The 15,969-nt window shown below is 67.0% G+C and carries 16 protein-coding genes; 8 read left to right on the forward strand and 8 right to left on the reverse strand.

Annotation, left to right across the window (positions count from 1 at the left end):
- Positions 1-28 precede the first annotated feature (28 nt).
- The 4 genes from KIH07_RS13710 to KIH07_RS13725 all read right to left on the reverse strand — a co-directional run bounded on the left by KIH07_RS13710 (position 29) and on the right by KIH07_RS13725 (position 4,227).
- Entirely contained in the window at positions 29-1,063 is a 1,035-nt protein-coding gene (locus KIH07_RS13710) for an ABC transporter ATP-binding protein (protein ID WP_226492503.1), read from the reverse strand.
- 20 nt (positions 1,064-1,083) lie between these two features.
- On the reverse strand, positions 1,084-1,914 hold the full coding sequence (locus tag KIH07_RS13715) for a carbohydrate ABC transporter permease (RefSeq protein WP_226492504.1): 831 nt from the start codon (positions 1,912-1,914) through the stop codon (positions 1,084-1,086).
- 7 nt (positions 1,915-1,921) lie between these two features.
- On the reverse strand, positions 1,922-2,782 hold the full coding sequence (locus tag KIH07_RS13720; protein WP_226492505.1) for a carbohydrate ABC transporter permease: 861 nt from the start codon (positions 2,780-2,782) through the stop codon (positions 1,922-1,924).
- A 188-nt stretch (positions 2,783-2,970) separates the two neighbouring features.
- The gene (locus tag KIH07_RS13725) at positions 2,971-4,227 is read right to left on the reverse strand and encodes an ABC transporter substrate-binding protein (protein WP_226494707.1); all 1,257 of its coding nucleotides are present in this window, start codon (positions 4,225-4,227) and stop codon (positions 2,971-2,973) included.
- A 282-nt stretch (positions 4,228-4,509) separates the two neighbouring features.
- Here KIH07_RS13725 and creB point away from each other — a divergent pair, with 282 nt between their 5' ends.
- The 5 genes from creB (at position 4,510) to KIH07_RS13750 (ending at position 10,251) form a co-directional block, all read left to right on the forward strand.
- Positions 4,510-5,211, forward strand: a complete 702-nt coding sequence (creB, locus tag KIH07_RS13730; protein ID WP_226492506.1) for a two-component system response regulator CreB — start codon at positions 4,510-4,512, stop codon at positions 5,209-5,211.
- Between the two features lie 154 nt (positions 5,212-5,365).
- Complete coding sequence (gene creC, locus KIH07_RS13735) at positions 5,366-6,805, forward strand: two-component system sensor histidine kinase CreC (RefSeq protein ID WP_226492507.1); 1,440 nt, start codon at positions 5,366-5,368, stop codon at positions 6,803-6,805.
- Positions 6,806-6,888: 83 nt separating this feature from the next.
- On the forward strand, positions 6,889-8,271 hold the full coding sequence (gene creD, locus KIH07_RS13740) for a cell envelope integrity protein CreD (protein WP_226492508.1): 1,383 nt from the start codon (positions 6,889-6,891) through the stop codon (positions 8,269-8,271).
- 16 nt (positions 8,272-8,287) lie between these two features.
- Positions 8,288-8,860: a metal-dependent hydrolase gene (locus KIH07_RS13745; RefSeq protein ID WP_226492509.1), complete on the forward strand. Its 573-nt coding sequence runs from the start codon at positions 8,288-8,290 to the stop codon at positions 8,858-8,860.
- A complete protein-coding gene (locus tag KIH07_RS13750) occupies positions 8,845-10,251 on the forward strand; it encodes a B12-binding domain-containing radical SAM protein (RefSeq protein ID WP_226492510.1) in 1,407 nt (468 codons plus the stop codon). Before KIH07_RS13745 ends, KIH07_RS13750 begins: the two co-directional genes overlap by 16 nt.
- A gap of 233 nt (positions 10,252-10,484) precedes the next feature.
- On the opposite strand, the gene KIH07_RS13755 is transcribed toward KIH07_RS13750, so the two are convergent.
- Positions 10,485-10,982 carry an Lrp/AsnC family transcriptional regulator gene (locus KIH07_RS13755; RefSeq protein WP_226492511.1) on the reverse strand — a complete coding sequence of 166 codons (498 nt, stop codon included), beginning with the start codon at positions 10,980-10,982 and terminating at the stop codon, positions 10,485-10,487.
- A gap of 133 nt (positions 10,983-11,115) precedes the next feature.
- On the opposite strand from KIH07_RS13755, the gene KIH07_RS13760 reads away from it, so the two are divergent.
- Genes KIH07_RS13760 through KIH07_RS13770 form a run of 3 tightly spaced genes read left to right on the forward strand, consistent with a single transcriptional unit; the run spans position 11,116 to position 13,029 of the window.
- Positions 11,116-11,424, forward strand: coding sequence for a 4a-hydroxytetrahydrobiopterin dehydratase (locus KIH07_RS13760; protein ID WP_226492512.1), 309 nt, complete (start codon positions 11,116-11,118; stop codon positions 11,422-11,424).
- Position 11,425: 1 nt separating this feature from the next.
- Entirely contained in the window at positions 11,426-12,322 is an 897-nt protein-coding gene (gene phhA / locus KIH07_RS13765; RefSeq protein WP_226492513.1) for a phenylalanine 4-monooxygenase, read from the forward strand.
- A gap of 2 nt (positions 12,323-12,324) precedes the next feature.
- Complete coding sequence (locus KIH07_RS13770; protein WP_226494708.1) at positions 12,325-13,029, forward strand: SDR family oxidoreductase; 705 nt, start codon at positions 12,325-12,327, stop codon at positions 13,027-13,029.
- A gap of 5 nt (positions 13,030-13,034) precedes the next feature.
- Here KIH07_RS13770 and KIH07_RS13775 read toward each other — a convergent pair whose 3' ends face one another.
- The 3 genes from KIH07_RS13775 to KIH07_RS13785 all read right to left on the reverse strand — a co-directional run bounded on the left by KIH07_RS13775 (position 13,035) and on the right by KIH07_RS13785 (position 15,967).
- Complete coding sequence (locus tag KIH07_RS13775; RefSeq protein ID WP_226492514.1) at positions 13,035-13,442, reverse strand: nuclear transport factor 2 family protein; 408 nt, start codon at positions 13,440-13,442, stop codon at positions 13,035-13,037.
- A gap of 25 nt (positions 13,443-13,467) precedes the next feature.
- Entirely contained in the window at positions 13,468-14,379 is a 912-nt protein-coding gene (locus tag KIH07_RS13780) for an RNA polymerase sigma factor (protein WP_226492515.1), read from the reverse strand.
- Between the two features lie 61 nt (positions 14,380-14,440).
- Entirely contained in the window at positions 14,441-15,967 is a 1,527-nt protein-coding gene (locus tag KIH07_RS13785) for an amidase (protein ID WP_226492516.1), read from the reverse strand.
- Between the last annotated feature and the right edge of the window lie 2 nt (positions 15,968-15,969).

A 15,969-nucleotide genomic window follows, 5' to 3' on the forward strand; every position in this document is an offset into this window, starting at 1 on the left:
CGGATAGAGAGGGGAAGAAGGGGGCGGCTCAGGCGTTGACCACGCGGCCGCTGCTGTCGAACCAGTGGGCCTGGCCGGTCGCCACGTCCAGCGTCACGGCGTCGCCGGGGCTCAGGTGGGTGCGCTCGCTCTGGCGCGCCACCAGCTGCGCGCCCTCGGCGGTGTGCACGTAGATCAGCGTTTCGGCGCCGAGCGCCTCTACCAGATCGACCCGGCCCCGCACCAGGCCTTGGTCGTCCTGCCGCACCACCACCGTTTCCGGGCGCAGGCCGATCGAGCCGCCCTGGGCCCCGGGCGGTACCAGTGGCATCGCGGCGGCGGGCAGTTGGGCGCTGGGCACCACGTTCATCTGCGGCGTGCCGATGAACTGCGCCACGAACTGGTTGGCCGGCTTGTCGTACAGCTCCAGCGGCGTGCCCACCTGTTCGATCAGACCGTCGCGCAGCACCACCACGCGGTCGGCCAGCGTCATGGCTTCCACCTGGTCGTGCGTCACGTAGATGGTGGTGGCGCCCAGGTCGCGGTGCAGTTTGGCGATCTCCACGCGGGTCTGGCCGCGCAGCGCCGCGTCCAGGTTCGACAGCGGTTCGTCGAACAGGAACACCTTGGGCGCACGCACGATGGCGCGGCCGATGGCCACGCGCTGGCGCTGGCCGCCCGAGAGCTCCTTGGGCGTGCGCTGCAGGTAGGGCGCGAGGTTCAGGATGTCGGCCGCGCGATTCACCTTTTCGGCGATGACCTTCGGGTCCACCTTGGCCAGCTTGAGCGCGAAGCTCATGTTTTCAAACACGCTCATGTGCGGGTAGAGCGCGTAGCTCTGGAACACCATCGCGAGGTCGCGCTTGCTCGAAGGCAGGTGCGTGATGTCGCGGCCCTCCAGGCTGAGCGTGCCGCCGTCGATGTGCTCCAGCCCGGCGATCAGCCGCAGCAGCGTGGACTTGCCGCAGCCCGAAGGCCCGACGAAGACGACGAACTCGCCTTGCTGGATGTCCAGATCGATGCCCTTGATGGCGCGGTGTTCACCGAAGAATTTTTCGATGCCTTTGAGTTGCAGGTAGGCCATGGTTCTTGTCCTGAAGATGTTTACTTGACGGCGCCGAAGGTGAGGCCTTGGACCAACTGCTTTTGGCTGAACCAGCCGAAGATCACGATGGGCGCGATGGCCATCAGCGAGGCGGCGGAGAGCTTGGCCCAGAACAGGCCTTCGGGGCTGGAGTAGCTGGCGATGAGCGTGGCCAGCGTGCCGGCCTGGGCGGAGCTGAGGTTCAGGCTCCAGAAGGCTTCGTTCCACGAGAGCACCAGGCACAGCAGGCCGGTGGACGCGAAGCCGCCGAGCGACAGCGGCAGCAGCACCTTGGTGGCCTCCTGCCAGAGCGTGGCGCCGTCCATGCGCGCGGCCTCCAGGATCTCGTTCGGAATCTCCTTGAAGGCCGAATACAGCATCCACACCATGATGGGCAGGTTCGACAGCGTGAACACGATGATCAGCGCGAGCTGGGTGTCGAGCAGGTGGCTCTTTTGCGCCAGCACGTAGATGGGCACCAGCGCGCCCACGGCCGGCATCATCTTGGTGGAGAGCATCCACATCAGGATGTCCTTGTCGCGCTTGCCCTTGAAGAAGGCCATGGCGTAGGCCGCGGGCGCGGCGATGGCCAGACCGAGCACGGTGGACACCACGCTGGTGACGACCGAGTTCCAGGCGTAGTGCAGGTAATCGCTGCGTTCCTGCACCTCGTGGAAGTTCTCCAGCGTGGGCGTGAAGAACAGCTCGGGCGGGATGGCGATGGCCTGCAGCTCGGTCTTGAACGCGGTCAGCAGCAGCCAGCCGAGCGGGAAGAACAGCAGCAGGGCCACGGCCCAGGCACCGACGGTGCGCAGCGCGTAGGCGGGGGTGTAGGTGGATTGGCGTGCCATGTTGATCTCACTTGTCCAGGTTTTTTCCGACCATGCGGATGAGAAAAATGGCCGCGATGTTCGCCAGCAGCACGGCGAACAGCGCACCGGCCGAGGCCACGCCCGCGTCGAAGTTGAGCAGCGCCTGCTTGAAGATCAGGAAGGCCACGTTGGTGCTGGCGTCGCCCGGGCCACCACCGGTGGTGGTGTAGATCTCGGCGAACACGCTGAGCAAAAAGATCAGCTCGATCATCACCACCACGGCGACCGAGCGGCCCAGGTGCGGGATGTAGAGGTAACGCAGTTGCTGCCAGTAGGTGGCGCCGTCCATGCGCGCGGCCTCGAGCTGCTCGCGGTTCATGCTCTGCAGCGAGGTCATGAAGATCAGCGTGGCAAAGGGCAGCCACTGCCACGACACCATCACGATGATGGAGAACAGCGGGTGGTCGGTCAGCCAGTCCACCGGGGTGGCGCCGAAGAAGGCCCACACCTGGGCCAGCACGCCGTAGATGGGGTTCATCATCATGTTCTTCCACATCAGCGCGTTGACCGTGGGCATGACGAAGAACGGCGAGATGAGCAGCACGCGCACCAGGCCGCGGCCGGCAAACGGCTCGTTGATCAGCAGGGCAATGGCGATGCCGAAAACCACGGTGATCAGGATCACGCTGCCAAGCAGCAGCAGGGTGTTCATCACCGCCGTGCCGAAAGACGGATCGGTGACGAAGTATTCGAAGTTCTCCAGGCCGATGAAGCCGGTCTGGTCGGGCTGCATCAGGTTGTAGCGGATGACGCTGAAATAGATCGTCATCACCAGCGGCACGATCATCCAGAGGAAGAGCGTGGCCACGGCGGGCGTGAGCAGCAGTCGGGGGAGCAGGCGGTTCATGGGGAGGCCTTGGAGAAAACAAAAAAACGGAAGGCGATCGGCTTCAGAACTCCCTCCCCCGCTGGGGGAGGGTGGGGGTGGGGGCCGGTTCGGTGCCAGGGTGTTCGCCGACAGCGCACCTGCCCGCGGGCCCCCACCCCAGCCCTCCCCCAGCGGGGGAGGGAGCCAAGCGCCGTCTGGGGCGCCTCTTACTTGTAATAACCCGCCTTCTTCATCTCCCGCTCGGCCGCCACCTGACCGGCCTTGAGCGCGGCGTCCACCGTGGTCTTGCCGGCCAGGGCGGCGCTCATCTGCTGGCCCACGGCGATGCCGATCGCCTGGAACTCCGGGATGGCGGCGAACTGCACGCCCACGTACGGGCTCTTGGGCAGGGTCGAATCGTTCGGGTTCGCGGTGTCGATGGCGAGCTTTTCCGCCGGTGCAAACCGCGCGGCCTTCAGGAAGTCCGCGTTCGCGTAGGTGCTCTTGCGCGTGCCGGTGGGCACGGTGCCCCAGCCGTTGGTCTTGCCCACCAGGTTGATGTAGTCCTTGGAGGTGGCCCAGCTGATGAACTTCTGCGCCGCGTCCACCTTCTGAGAGCCGGCCGGGATGGCCAGCGACCAGGCCCAGAGCCAGTTCGCGCCCTTGGGCGTCACTTGCGTGGGCGCCTGGGCAAACGCCATCTGGTCGGCCACCTTGGACTGCTTGGGGTCGCTCACGAACGAGGCGGCGATGGTGGCGTCGATCCACATGCCGCACTTGCCCGAGTTGGTCAGCGCCAGGATCTCGTTGAAGCTGTTGGCGCTGGAGCCGGGCGGGCCGTAGTTCTTCAGCAGGTCCACGTAGAAGGTGATCGCGTCTTTCCAGGGCTTGCTTTCCAGCTGTGGCTTCCAGCTTATGTCGAACCACTGGCCGCCGAAGGTGTTCACCAGGGTGGTGAGGAAAGCCATGTTGTCGCCCCAGCCCGGCTTGCCGCGCAGGCAGATGCCGTACACGCCGTCCTTGGGGTTGTGGATCTTCTTGGCCAGATCGGCGATCTGGGTCCAGGTGGGGCGCTCGGGCACGGTCACGCCGGCCTTGTCGGCCAGGTCCTTGCGGTACATCAGCATCGAGCTTTCGCCGTAGAACGGGGCGGCGTAGAGCTTGCCGTTCACCGACAGGCCGTTGCGCATGGCGGGCAGCAGGTCGTCCACGTCGTAGGCAGCGTCGGTCTTGAGTTCCTGCAGCCAGCCCTTCTTGCCCCAGATCGGGGTTTCGTACATGCCGATGGTCATCACGTCGAACTGGCCGCCCTTGGTGGCGATGTCGGTGGTGACGCGCTGGCGCAGCACGCCTTCTTCCAGCGTGACCCACTTGAGCTTGATGTCGGGGTTGGCGGCTTCGAAGTGTTTGCCGAGTTTCTGCATCTCGATCATGTGGCCGTTGTTCACGGTCGCGATCACGAGTTCGGTGGCGGCGTGCGCCATGCCGGCGCTCAGCAGCGCGGCGGTGAGGACGGAAGCGAGGCGGAATTTCACAGTTTGTCTCCTTGGAGGATGGTGGGTGCTCGTTCGACGGCCATCTCTGGACCGTGGGGGAATTCTCACCACCGTGCCGCGCATGATTTGTACGGAAAGGGGCAAGGTATGTACTCTCTTGCATTCAAAGCATGGGATTTACCCTATGAAGTGGCGCAAAGTTTGTGTCCTGGGCCATCGCAGACCCCACGGGTAAGATCGCCGGCACCCCCGAAACCCACGGTGATCCCCATGCGCAAGCGCATCCTTTTGCTGGAAGACGAACAGGCGATTGCCGACACGCTGCTCTACGTGTTGCGCGGCGACGGGTTCGAGGTGCGCCATGCGCGCCTGGTCAGCGAGGCGCTGCAGGCCCTGCACAGCGAGCCACCCGACCTTGCCATCCTCGACGTGGGCGTGCCCGACGGCAATGGTTTCGACGTCTGCCGCGCGATCCGCAAGACCAGCGAGCTGCCCATCGTTTTCCTGACCGCGCGCAGTGAAGAAATCGACCGCATCCTGGGCCTGGAACTCGGCGCTGACGATTACGTGAGCAAACCCTTTTCGCCGCGCGAGGTCTGCGCCCGTGTGCGCGCCATCCTGCGGCGCAGCGCGCCCGGGCGCGACGCAGCTGCTGCTTCCTCGAACGGGGGGGCGTCCGTGCCTGCGGCGGCGCTGCAGCTCGACGAGGCGGCGCAGCGCATCCGCTGCGGCGACGATTGGCTTTCGCTCACGCGCTACGAATACCTGTTGCTGGCCACCCTGCTCAAACGCCCGCAGCGCATCTTTTCGCGCGCCGAACTCATGGACCTGGTGTGGGCCGAGGCGCTGGACACCTCGGAGCGCACGGTGGATGCCCACATCAAGCTGCTGCGCGCCAAGCTGCGCGAGCGCGGGGTGTCGGCCGATCTGATACAGACCCACCGCAACATGGGCTATTCGCTCAGCCTCTGAGATGCACCCCCTGCGCCGCTTCGCGTCTTCCCCCTCTCTCGCCTTCGGCGGGAGGGGGACGGCACCAGAGGCCCGGCAAAGCCGGTTCCTCGGTGCCCTCGGGTGGCGTGGTTTCTTGCGTTGTGGGTGTCGCTCCGGCACAAGGATGGACTGAATGCGCATCGGCCTTCGACTCCTGCTCGGCTTCTTCCTGGTCCTGGGCCTGGCGCTGTTCGTGGTGCTGCGCATCTTTCTCGAAGAGGTGAAACCCGGTACGCGCCTGGCCATGGAAGACAGCCTGGTGGACGCGGCCTACGGATTTGCGCAGCTCGCCGCGCCCGACATGAAGGCCGGGGTGATTGCCAGCGGCGGCTTCGCGCAGGCCATGAGCGCGCTGCCCGCGCTCAAGCCCAACGCCTCGATCTGGGGTTTCCAGAAGGACCGCATTCACACCCGCATCACCGTCACCGACGCGCGCGGCATCGTCGTGTTCGACAGCCGTGGGCAAGACCTGGGCAAGGACCATTCGCGCTGGAACGACGTGTACAAGACCCTGCGTGGCGAATATGGCGCGCGCTCCAGCGGGGAGAGCGCCTACGACGCCGATCGCACGGTGATGCATGTGGCCGCGCCCATCCGCGATGGTGAACGGATCATCGGCGTGCTCACCGTCTCGCGGCCCAACCAGACGCTGGAGCCCTACATCCAGCGCAGCCGCGACCGCATCCTCAACTGGTCCTGGGGCCTGCTCGGCATCTCGCTGTTGGTCGGCCTGTTGTTCACCTGGTGGATGGCCAGCTCGCTTTCGCGTCTGCGCGGCTACGCCAACGCGGTGGCGCGCGGCGAGCGCGCCGAGTTGCCGCGCATGGGGCGGCTCTCCGGCAACACCGAGTTCAGCGACCTGGCCCAGGCGGTCGAGCGCATGCGCCTCAAGCTCGAAGACAAGGCCTACGTCGAGAACTATGTGCACACCCTCACGCACGAGCTCAAGAGCCCGCTGGCGGCCATCCGCGGCGCGGCCGAACTGCTGCAGGAGCCCCTGCCCGAGGCCGAGCGCGAACGCTTCGCCGCCAACATCCAGCGCCAGACCGAGCGCCTGCAGCAACTGATCGACAAGCTGCTCGGCCTGGCCGACGTGGAGCAGATGCGCCAGCTGCGCGACGTGGAAAGCGTGGACCTCTCCGCCCTGACGCGCGAGCTGATGCACACGGTCGAGCCCCGCACCCGGCGCAAAGGGCTTCGCGTGGTGGACCAACTGGGCGATGGCGTGGTGGTGCGGGGCAACCGCTTCCTGATCGCGCAGGCGCTGCAGAACCTGCTGGACAACGCCATCGACTTCTCGCCCCCGGGCGGTGCGCTCACACTGCGCCTGGCGCAGGCCGGCGGCGGCGTGGAATGGTCGCTGCGCGACGAGGGGCCGGGCGTGCCCGACTACGCGGTCGGCAAGATCTTCGAGCGCTTCTATTCGCTGCCACGCGGCGAGGCTCAGGAAAAAAGCTCCGGCCTGGGTCTGTGCCTGGTGAAGGAGGTGAGCGACCTGCACGGCGGCGAGGTCCGCGTGGACAACGTTGAAGGGCCACGCGGCTGCCTGGCCACCTGGCGCCTGCCGGCCTGATTTCACACCCGCTTCACACAGGTCGCGCGAGCGCCGCACACCTGTTTTCAAGAATCGCTCCGTCCCCAACAACGGAGTGAGAAGTGAACAAATATCCCCTGCTGAGCAAGACGCTGGTCATCGGTTTTCTGATGCTCCTGCTGTCCATTCCCCTGATGATGGTGCGCGACGTGATCCAGGAGCGCAGCACGAACCGGCGCGCCGCCACCGAGGAAGTGGCGCGCGCCCACTCGGGCAGCCAGACGCTGACCGGGCCGGTGTTGCACGTGCCCTACACCGAGACCTACACCCGCACCCTGATCGTCGACGTCGAGAAGAACACGAAGCGCGAAGAGACCGTCAAGGAAACCCGTGTGGCGACCGTGTTCCCGACCACCATGGACACACGCAGCCGCCTCGACACCGAGACGCGCTGGCGCGGCATCTTCCCCGTCACCGTCTACAACAGCCGGCACGACAGCACCGGGCGCTTCGTCTGGAGCGGTGTGGAGCCGCGCGAGAGCGGCGGCCAGATCACGCTCGGGCAACCCTGGCTGACGCTGGGCGTGAGCGACCTGCGCGGCCTGCTGGGCCGGCCCGAGCTCACCCTGGGGGGCAAGCCCCTGGCCATCGCCGCGTCCCCGGCCGCTGAGCAACTGCCCTTGCCACTGGCCGCCCCGGTGGACGCCACCTGGCTGCAACCCGGCACCACGCTGGACTTCACGCTCGGCATGGACCTGGCGGGCACCGGCCGCATCGGCTTCGTGCCACTGGCCGACGACAACAAGGTAACCCTGGTCTCGCCCTGGCCGCACCCGAGCTTCGTCGGCGACTTCCTGCCGCGCAGCCGCACGGTGTCTCCCCAAGGCTTCGAAGCCAGCTGGAGCGTGCCGTCGCTCTCCACCCAGGCGCAGCAGCAGTTCCTCTTGGCCGGCAAAGAGCGCGCCGGTGTTGACAGCTTCTCGGTCTCGCTCGAGAACCCGGTGGACGTGTACCGCCTCACCGAGCGCGCCACCAAGTACGCCATGATGTTCATCGTGCTGACCTTCGCCGCCTTCTTCGTGTTGGAGATGGTCAAACGCTGGCGCATCCACCCCATGCAGTACCTGATGATCGGTGCCGCGCTGGTGCTGTTCTTCCTGTTGCTGCTCTCCTTGTCGGAGCACCTCGACTTCGTCGGCGCCTACCTGCTCGCCAGCCTGGCCTGCATCGCGCTGATGGGCCACTACCTGCGCCACGTGCTCGGCGGCTGGCGGTCCAGCCTGGGCATGAGCGGCATGCTGGTGGCGCTGTACGGCGTGCTCTACGGCATCCTGATCTCCGAAGACAACGCGCTCATGATGGGCTCGCTGCTGCTCTTCGGCGTGCTCGCCGCCATCATGGTCGCCACCCGCAAGCTCGACTGGTACAACGTGATGGGCAGCGAGCCCAAGCCGACCGAGCCACCGCGTTCACCGCGGAGGCCCGCACCGGAACCCGTGGTCTGAGCGGGGCAGAGCGGCCATGGCCACCTACCTCCACTTCGCCCCGGCCATCGCGCTGGCGGTGGCGATCGGCCCGCGCACCGTCGGCTGGCGGCTCACGCTGGCGGGCGCTTTCTGCGCCGTGTTGCCCGACGCCGACTTTGCCCTCGTCACGCTCGGGCTCGACCGGTACAGCGGCCCCTACGGGCACCGAGGGTTCATGCACTCCCTCGGTTTCGCCCTGGCCCTGGGGGCCTTTGGCGCCCTGTGGGCGGGGCCCGGGCGAGGCCGGCGGCTCGGCGCGGCGGCCTTTCTCGCGCTGTGCACGCTGTCGCACCCGCTGCTCGACGGCCTGATCGACCGGGGCATCTGCAACGCCTGGCTCTGGCCATTTGATGACACGCGCATCTGCCTCGACTGGCGGCCGATTCCGATGCGCGGTGTGCCCCTCTTTGGCATGGAGCGCTTGCGCAAGGAGCTGATCTGGATCGGCATCCCGCTGGTTGTGTCCAGCCTCTTGGCGGTGTTGCTGCGCTGGGGCTGGCCCCGGCTGTGCTCTGCCATCACCACAACACCCGCTCGGGCGAAAGGCCGGACATGTACGTCAAACTGATTCTTCCCGCCTTGAAAGAAGCGGGCACCGTGCAGTGGCGGCCCATCAAGTACGCCCTGTTCCCGCCGTTGGGGCTGGCGACGCTCGCTGCGTACCTGGACCCGACGGACACGGTCGATCTGGTGGACCAGCACGTCGAGGCGCTGGACTTGAATGACACGCCCGATCTGGTTCTGATTCAGGTCTACATCACCAACGCCCGACGCGCCTACCAGATCGCGGACCACTACCGCGCCAAGGGTTGCCACGTCTGCCTCGGCGGTTTGCACGTGACCTCTCTCCCTGACGAAGCGGCGCAACACGCCGACACCGTTTTCCTGGGGCCGGGTGAAGACACCTTCCCCCGCTTTCTGGCCGATTTCCGCAAATGCCAGCCTCGGGCGCGCTACGCCTCGACGCTGCGCACGCTCGACGGCATGCCCCCGGTGCGCCGGGACCTGATCCGGCGTGAGAACTACCTGGTGCCCAACGCCATCGTGGTGAGCCGGGGCTGCCCCTACCGCTGCAACTTTTGCTACAAGGAGGCCTTTTTTGAAGGCGGCAAGTCGTTCTACACGCAGAAGGTGGACGCAGCGCTCGCCGAGATCGACCGGTTGCCCGGCAGGCACCTGTACTTCCTCGACGACCACTTGCTGGGCGACGCGCGCTTTGCACGTGAGCTGTTTGCGGGCATGCGCGGCATGAACCGTTTGTTTCAGGGGGCCTCCACCGTGAACGCCATCACCCAGGGCGACCTGATCGAACACGCGGCCGAGGCGGGCTTGCGCAGCGTGTTCATCGGCTTTGAGTCGCTGGGGCAGGAGAGCCTGGGGTTTTCCAACAAACGCCAGAACCTGGGGCGCGACTACGACGAGGCGATCAGCCGCCTGGACAGCCTGGGCATCAAGATCAACGGCAGTTTCGTTTTCGGGCTCGATGGCGACACGCCCGACGTGTTTGCCCGCACGGTGGACTGGGCCGTCTCGCGCGGCCTGACCACCGCCACCTTCCACGTCGCCACGCCGTACCCCGGGACGGCGTTTCACCGGCAGATGTCGCAAGAGGGGCGCCTGCTGCACGACGACTGGGACCTCTACGACACCCGCCACGCGGTGTTTGAGCCCCGGGGCATGAGCGCCGCGCAACTGGAGGCGGGCTATGCGTGGGCCTATCAGAGCTTCTATTCATGGCGCAACATCGGTCGCGCCAGTCTGTACCACGCTGACCCGCTGGCTGGCCTGACCCATTTCGCGTACAGCGCTGCCTGGAAAAAGGCCGAACCGTTGTGGAACCTGGCGATCCAGACGGGGCTGCTGGGCCGGACCCGGCGGGGGCTGGAGTGGGTGCTGGGTGCTCGGCGCACGCAGGGCCGTTCGCGTTCGGCCGTGGCTGCGCAGGAGCTGCGGTCATGAGAGCTTCCTCGGCCGCGCTGCATCAAGAACTGGCCGACACGCGGGAAGCTCTGCGATCAGGCGCTCACCTGGACTGGGCACCGAGCGAACAGCGCCAACGCCGCGCCCTGGCCGGACGGCTGTTCCTCCTGGCGCTGCAATTGCACTGGAGGGGGTGTTCAGGGCCGTCCGTCAGAGGCCCATCGTCTTCGCCATTGCCGCCGCTCGGGGCACCCTGATTCGCCGGCGCGGTTTCAATCCAGCGGCAGCGCGCTCGTGCACTTGAGCTCGTTCAGGCAGATGCTGGAGCGCACGCTGCTCACGCCCGGCAGCTGCGCCAGGGTGCCGAGCAGGAAGTCGGACAGGCCCTTGAGGTCGCGCGCCACGATCTTGCAGACGTAGTCGAAATCGCCCGTCACGGCGTAACACTCCAGCACCTCGGGCATCTTGCCCACGGTGCGCTGGAATTTCAGCACCTCCTTGTGCTGCCCGCGCTCCATCGACACGTGCACAAACGCGGTCACGCCCAGGCCGAGCCGGTGCGCGTCCAGCCGCGCCTCGTAGCGCTGGATGTAGCCCGCGCTCTCCAGCCGCTTGTGGCGCCGGTTGCTCTGCGCGGGCGAGAGGTGCACCGCCTGCGCCAGCTCCTGGTTGCTCATGCGCCCGTTCTGCTGCAGGGCCGACAGGATGCGGCGGTCCAGCCGGTCGAGCGCTGAGGGATGCAAGGAATCTTCGGTCAAGTCGTTGTTCATGCAAGGGTTTCTTCAATGGGAGGCCATCCGTGGCCCGATATGAGAGCAAATTGTCTTCGATGCGGCGCAAACTGCACAGCTGTTTGCAGGGCCACGATCGAGCCTTGCCCAACACAACGAAGGAGACCGCCCCATGACCCCCCTGGATGCACAAACCGCCCGCGAGCAGATGGCCCATCTGCCCGGCTGGGCATTGAACGCCGAGCGCGGCGCGATCTCGCGCAGCTTGCGCTTTTCCAACTTCGCCGAGGCCTTCGGCTTCATGGCGCAGATGGCCCTGGTGTCGGAGCGGCTGGACCACCACCCCGAGTGGTTCAACGTCTACAACCGCGTCGACATCACCCTCACCACGCACGACGCCAACGGGCTGTCGGAGCGCGACATCACCTGGGCCAAGGCCGCCGACGGCGCCTACGCCGCGTTCACGCGCAACGGAGGCTGAGATGCTGACCGACACCGCTGCACCCAAACACGGTCTGGCCGCCGGTGACGCCGGCCGCCCCGAGAACGCCGACTGGACCATCTCGCAAGGCTGGGAGCACTACACCCCCGCCGACCACGCCACCTGGAAGACCCTGTACGAGCGCCAGACCCAGCTGCTGCCCGGGCGTGCCTGCGACGAGTTCGTGCAGGGCATGCGCGACCTGCCCATCGGCGCCGACGAGATCCCCGACTTCCGCCATCTGAGCGAGGTGCTGATGCCGCGCACCGGCTGGCAGGTGGTGGCCGTGCCCGGCCTGGTGCCCGACGACGTGTTCTTTGACCACCTGGCCAACCGCCGCTTCCCCGCGGGCAACTTCATCCGCAAGCCGCACGAGCTGGACTACCTGGAAGAGCCCGACGTGTTTCACGACGTGTTCGGCCACGTGCCCATGCTCATGAACCCGGCCATCGCCGACTTCATCCAGGCCTACGGCCAGGGCGGCCTGCGTGCGCAGAAGCTGGGCAACCTGAGCCAGCTCGCGCGGGTGTACTGGTACACGGTGGAATTCGGCCTGCTGCAGCAGGGCGACGGCCTGCGCCTCTACGGCTCGGGCATCGCCTCGTCGTACACCGAGTCGCAGTTCTGCCTGGACAGCCCCTCGCCCAATCGCATCCGCTTCGACCTGGAGCGCGTGATGCGCACCAACTACCGCATCGACGATTTCCAGGAAACCTATTTCGTGATCCGCGATCTGGACGAACTGCTCGAATTCACCCGCATCGACTTCGCGCCGCTGTACGAAAGCGCCACGCGAGCCCCGGAGCTGCAACCCGGCGACGTGCTGCCCACCGACCAGGTGTTCAGCCGCGGCGACGGCAGCTACCACCGCGCCAGAAAACAAGGAACCGCTGTATGAATATGAACAAAGCCCCCCAGAGCGTGATCGTCACCGGCGCGGCCGGCAACCTCGGGCAGGCCGTGGCCCACGCCTTCGGGGTGCGGGGCTACCGGCTGGCCTTGTTCGACCTGAACGCCGAGGCCCTGCGCAGCGTCTACGGGCCCGACAGCGCCGACCAGCTGTGCGTGCCGCTCAACCTGCTGGACAAGCTCCAGGTGGAGGCGGCGGTGCAGCAGGTGGCCGGGCAATTCGGCGGCGTGGACGTGTTGTGCCACCTCGCCGGCGGCTTCCGCATGGGCGAAGCGGTGCACGCCACCAGCGCCCAGACGCTGGACTTCCTGCTCGACATCAACCTGCGCGCGCTGCTGCCCATCAGCGCGGCCGTGGTGCCGCGCATGGTGGCCGCGGGCGGCGGGCGCATCGTCACCGTGGGCGCCATGGGCGCGCAGCGCGGCGGCGCACAGATGGGGGCCTACGCGGCGTCCAAGAGCGCGCTGATGCGCATGACCGAGTCCATGTCGGCCGAGCTCAAGGGCAAGGGCATCAACGTCAACTGCGTGCTGCCTTCCATCATCGACACCCCGGAAAACCGCGCAGCCATGCCCGCGGCCGACCCCACGCAGTGGGTGACGCCGCAGGCGCTGGCCGACGTGATGGTGTTCCTGGCCTCCGACGCCGCGCGCGCCGTGCACGGCGCGTCGATTCCGGTCACCGGGCTGGTCTGATCCGCTCAGTTCGCCGGGTAGGCGGAGTACTGGTCGGCCACCGCCCACCACTGCCCGCCTTCTTTCACGAAAAAGAACATGTCGCGCCCGCCCATCTGAACCGTCTGGCCGTTCATGTCGAAGGACATGTCGAAGTCGTACGCGACGACGGCCGAGTCGCCATACACGTGGATGACGGGGTCGATCTCCGTCCAGTGGTGGATGCGGGTGGACGTGGCGAAGCCCTTCCAGCCCGCCACGCAGGCCGCGCCGCCGTTGATGCGCTCGCGCTCGGTGGCCGTGATGGCGACCATGTTGCGGTGGAAATAGCGCGCGAGGTCATCCGGGTCGCCCTGGGTCCAGGCGTCGTTGAGGGCGCGCAGCGTGGCCCAGATCTCCTGTTGTACGGGGTCGTTGAATGGGGGCACGGGCATGGTGCGGTTCCTTGTGAGTGGTCGGTCAGTTGATGTGAAGCAGCGATTGAAAGCCGTCGCTCGCCAGTGTCTGGCGCAAGCCCGCGACCAGATCGGGCGCCTCGACGAACGGGTGATCGCGGTACAGGGCGGTGTTGGTGTCGCCCACCAGGCGGTCAAACGCGTTGCGGCCCTGGATGGAAATGTCTTTGATGCGGATGTAGTGCGTTCTGGCGAACACCAGCTGCTTCGGGTCCACCACGCCGTCGCGCACGAAGGCCCGGGTCTTGCGCGCGCAGCGGCAGGGGTTGCGCGGATTCACCAGGCCGCAGCGGTCTTGCATGAAAGCGCTCAAGTCCTTGCGCGCACGGGACAGCAACTGGCGAAAGTTGTCTTTGCTGATGTCCAGCACCTGGCTGCCCACGGTGTCGTTCACCTCGAACACCTCGCCCAGCACGAACACCAGACGCTGTTGGCGGTCCAGGCACAACAGCATGCCCATCATGCAACTGAGCTTGGCTTCTTCCACCAGCAAATGCCGCTCGGGGGCGGAACCATGCTCGGCGCCCAGGTCTTCGTCCGAGGCATGCGCCAGGTAGTCGGCATAACAGTCAAAACCCTGTACCGCAATCTCCGGGCGGCTGCGCTTGCGGTCCAGAAGGAGATTGAAGGCGATGCGGTACGCCCAGGTGCTGAAGGCGCTGTCGCCCCGAAAAGTGGACAGGTGGGTGACGATCTTCAGCAAGCTCTCTTGCGTGGCTTCTTCGGCGTCTTGTGGTTGCTGGAGCATGCGCAGCGCCACGTTGTACAGCCAGGCCTGGTGGCGGCGCAGCAAGGTGTCCAGCGACGCAACGTCACCGGTCAGCGCGAGTTCCACCAGACGCTCGTCGGTGGTGTGCGTGGCGCTGCTGGCGTTGTCCTGGGGAAGGGGTTGGGCCGATGGTGTTTCGTGTTCCATGCCTGATTAGACGGGATGGCCGACCCCACCGTGACAGTTCCCCGAGGAAATCGAAACACTTTCAAACCGCGGTGCGACCTTCGGCACGACCCTCGGTAGATAAGGCGGCTGAGCCGCCGAACAGCGGCGGATGCGTCACCAGGCTTTTCAGCGCCGGTGTGGGCTGGGCCAGCACCGCTTCGGCCGGGCGGGGCCGGCACAGTTCGGGCTGCGTGGCGAAGGCGGCTTCGATGGCGCTGGCCATGGCCAGCAGGCGGTCGTCGGCGTGCAGCGGGGCGATGAGCTGCAGGCCGAAGGGCATGCCGTGTTCGTCCACGCCGCAGGGCAGCGAGAGCGCTGGGTTGGTGGCCAGCGTGACGAGGTAGGTCAGGCCCAGCCACTCGTAGTAGTTGCGCATGGCCTGGCCGTCGATGCGCTCGGCGTACAGCTCGCTCCAGGGGAAGGGTGAGACGGGCGTGACCGGCGCCACGATCAGGTCCACGTGTTCAAACGCGCGTTCAAAGCGCCGTGCGATGCGCGTCTGCTCCAGGTGCGCCCAGGCGCGGTCGCCCAGCGTGATGGCGTGGGCCATCTCCACGTTGGCGCGCACGTTGGGGCCGAGCGATGCCGGGTCGTTCCGGTAGGTGTCGGCGAAGGCCGCCACGAAGCTTTCGGCGCGCATGACGTCAAAACACCGGTGGCCGTCGGGCAGGTTCAATTCCACGGGTTCGCAGGAGCGGACGTGGCGCGCCAGCGCAGCCACCCGCTGGCGGAACGTGCGGCGGATGCCGGGCTCCACCGCGCAGGCGCCGAAGTCTTCCACCGTGCCGATGCGCAGGCCGGCCAAGTCCGCGGCCAGCAGTGGCCAGCCCTGGCAGACACCGGACACGCTGAGCGGGTCCATGGGGTGGCGGCCCACGCTGGCCGAGAGCATGAGCGCGGTGTCGGCCACCGTGCGCCCCATGGGGCCAAGCACCGAGATGACTGACCAGCCCAGCGGGCGCGCGTCGTTGGCCACCACGCCGGGCGAGGGCCGCAGGCCGACCACGCCGCACAGCGCGGCCGGGATGCGCAGCGAGCCACCGGTGTCGGAGCCGGTGCACAGGGGCAGCATGTCGGTGGCCAGGGCGGCGGCCGATCCGCCCGACGAACCGCCGGCGTTGAGCAGCGGGTTGAAGGGGTTGCCGGTGGCGCCCCACACCGGGTTGCGCGTGTTGGCGCCGGCGCCCATGTCGGGCACGTTGGTCTTGGCGGTGACGATGGCGCCCGCCGCGCGCAGCCGCGCCACCAGCGCGTTGTCGTGCTGCGGCACGTGGCCGCGCCGCCCCACGTTGCCGCTGGTGGTGAGCAGGCCGGCGGTGTCCTGCAGGTCTTTCACACCCAGCGGCAGGCCGTGCAGCGCGCCCAGCGGCTCGCCGCGCAACACCTGCGCCTCGGCCACGCGGGCGGCGGCGCGGGCGCGCTCGTAGTCGGTGGCGCAGATCGCGTTCACCGCCGGGTTCACCGCTTCGATGCGCGCGATGCAGGCTTCGAGCAGCTCGACCGGTGAAATCTCCTTGCTGCCGATGCGCCGGCGCAGCTCGACCGCGCTCAGTTGAACGAGGGACATGC

Source organism: Hydrogenophaga taeniospiralis (assembly GCF_020510445.1).
Classification (GTDB): domain Bacteria; phylum Pseudomonadota; class Gammaproteobacteria; order Burkholderiales; family Burkholderiaceae_C; genus Hydrogenophaga.

Coding starts and splice junctions, on each gene's coding strand:
- KIH07_RS13710 (WP_226492503.1), bottom strand. CDS start 1,063: ATGGCCTACCTGCAACTCAAAGGCATCGAAAAATTCTTCGGTGAACAC.
- KIH07_RS13715 (WP_226492504.1), bottom strand. CDS start 1,914: ATGGCACGCCAATCCACCTACACCCCCGCCTACGCGCTGCGCACCGTC.
- KIH07_RS13720 (WP_226492505.1), bottom strand. CDS start 2,782: ATGAACCGCCTGCTCCCCCGACTGCTGCTCACGCCCGCCGTGGCCACG.
- KIH07_RS13725 (WP_226494707.1), bottom strand. CDS start 4,227: ATGGCGCACGCCGCCACCGAACTCGTGATCGCGACCGTGAACAACGGC.
- creB (WP_226492506.1), top strand. CDS start 4,510: ATGCGCAAGCGCATCCTTTTGCTGGAAGACGAACAGGCGATTGCCGAC.
- creC (WP_226492507.1), top strand. CDS start 5,366: ATGCGCATCGGCCTTCGACTCCTGCTCGGCTTCTTCCTGGTCCTGGGC.
- KIH07_RS13745 (WP_226492509.1), top strand. CDS start 8,288: ATGGCCACCTACCTCCACTTCGCCCCGGCCATCGCGCTGGCGGTGGCG.
- KIH07_RS13750 (WP_226492510.1), top strand. CDS start 8,845: ATGTACGTCAAACTGATTCTTCCCGCCTTGAAAGAAGCGGGCACCGTG.
- KIH07_RS13755 (WP_226492511.1), bottom strand. CDS start 10,982: ATGAACAACGACTTGACCGAAGATTCCTTGCATCCCTCAGCGCTCGAC.
- KIH07_RS13760 (WP_226492512.1), top strand. CDS start 11,116: ATGACCCCCCTGGATGCACAAACCGCCCGCGAGCAGATGGCCCATCTG.
- phhA (WP_226492513.1), top strand. CDS start 11,426: ATGCTGACCGACACCGCTGCACCCAAACACGGTCTGGCCGCCGGTGAC.
- KIH07_RS13770 (WP_226494708.1), top strand. CDS start 12,325: ATGAACAAAGCCCCCCAGAGCGTGATCGTCACCGGCGCGGCCGGCAAC.
- KIH07_RS13775 (WP_226492514.1), bottom strand. CDS start 13,442: ATGCCCGTGCCCCCATTCAACGACCCCGTACAACAGGAGATCTGGGCC.
- KIH07_RS13780 (WP_226492515.1), bottom strand. CDS start 14,379: ATGGAACACGAAACACCATCGGCCCAACCCCTTCCCCAGGACAACGCC.
- KIH07_RS13785 (WP_226492516.1), bottom strand. CDS start 15,967: ATGTCCCTCGTTCAACTGAGCGCGGTCGAGCTGCGCCGGCGCATCGGC.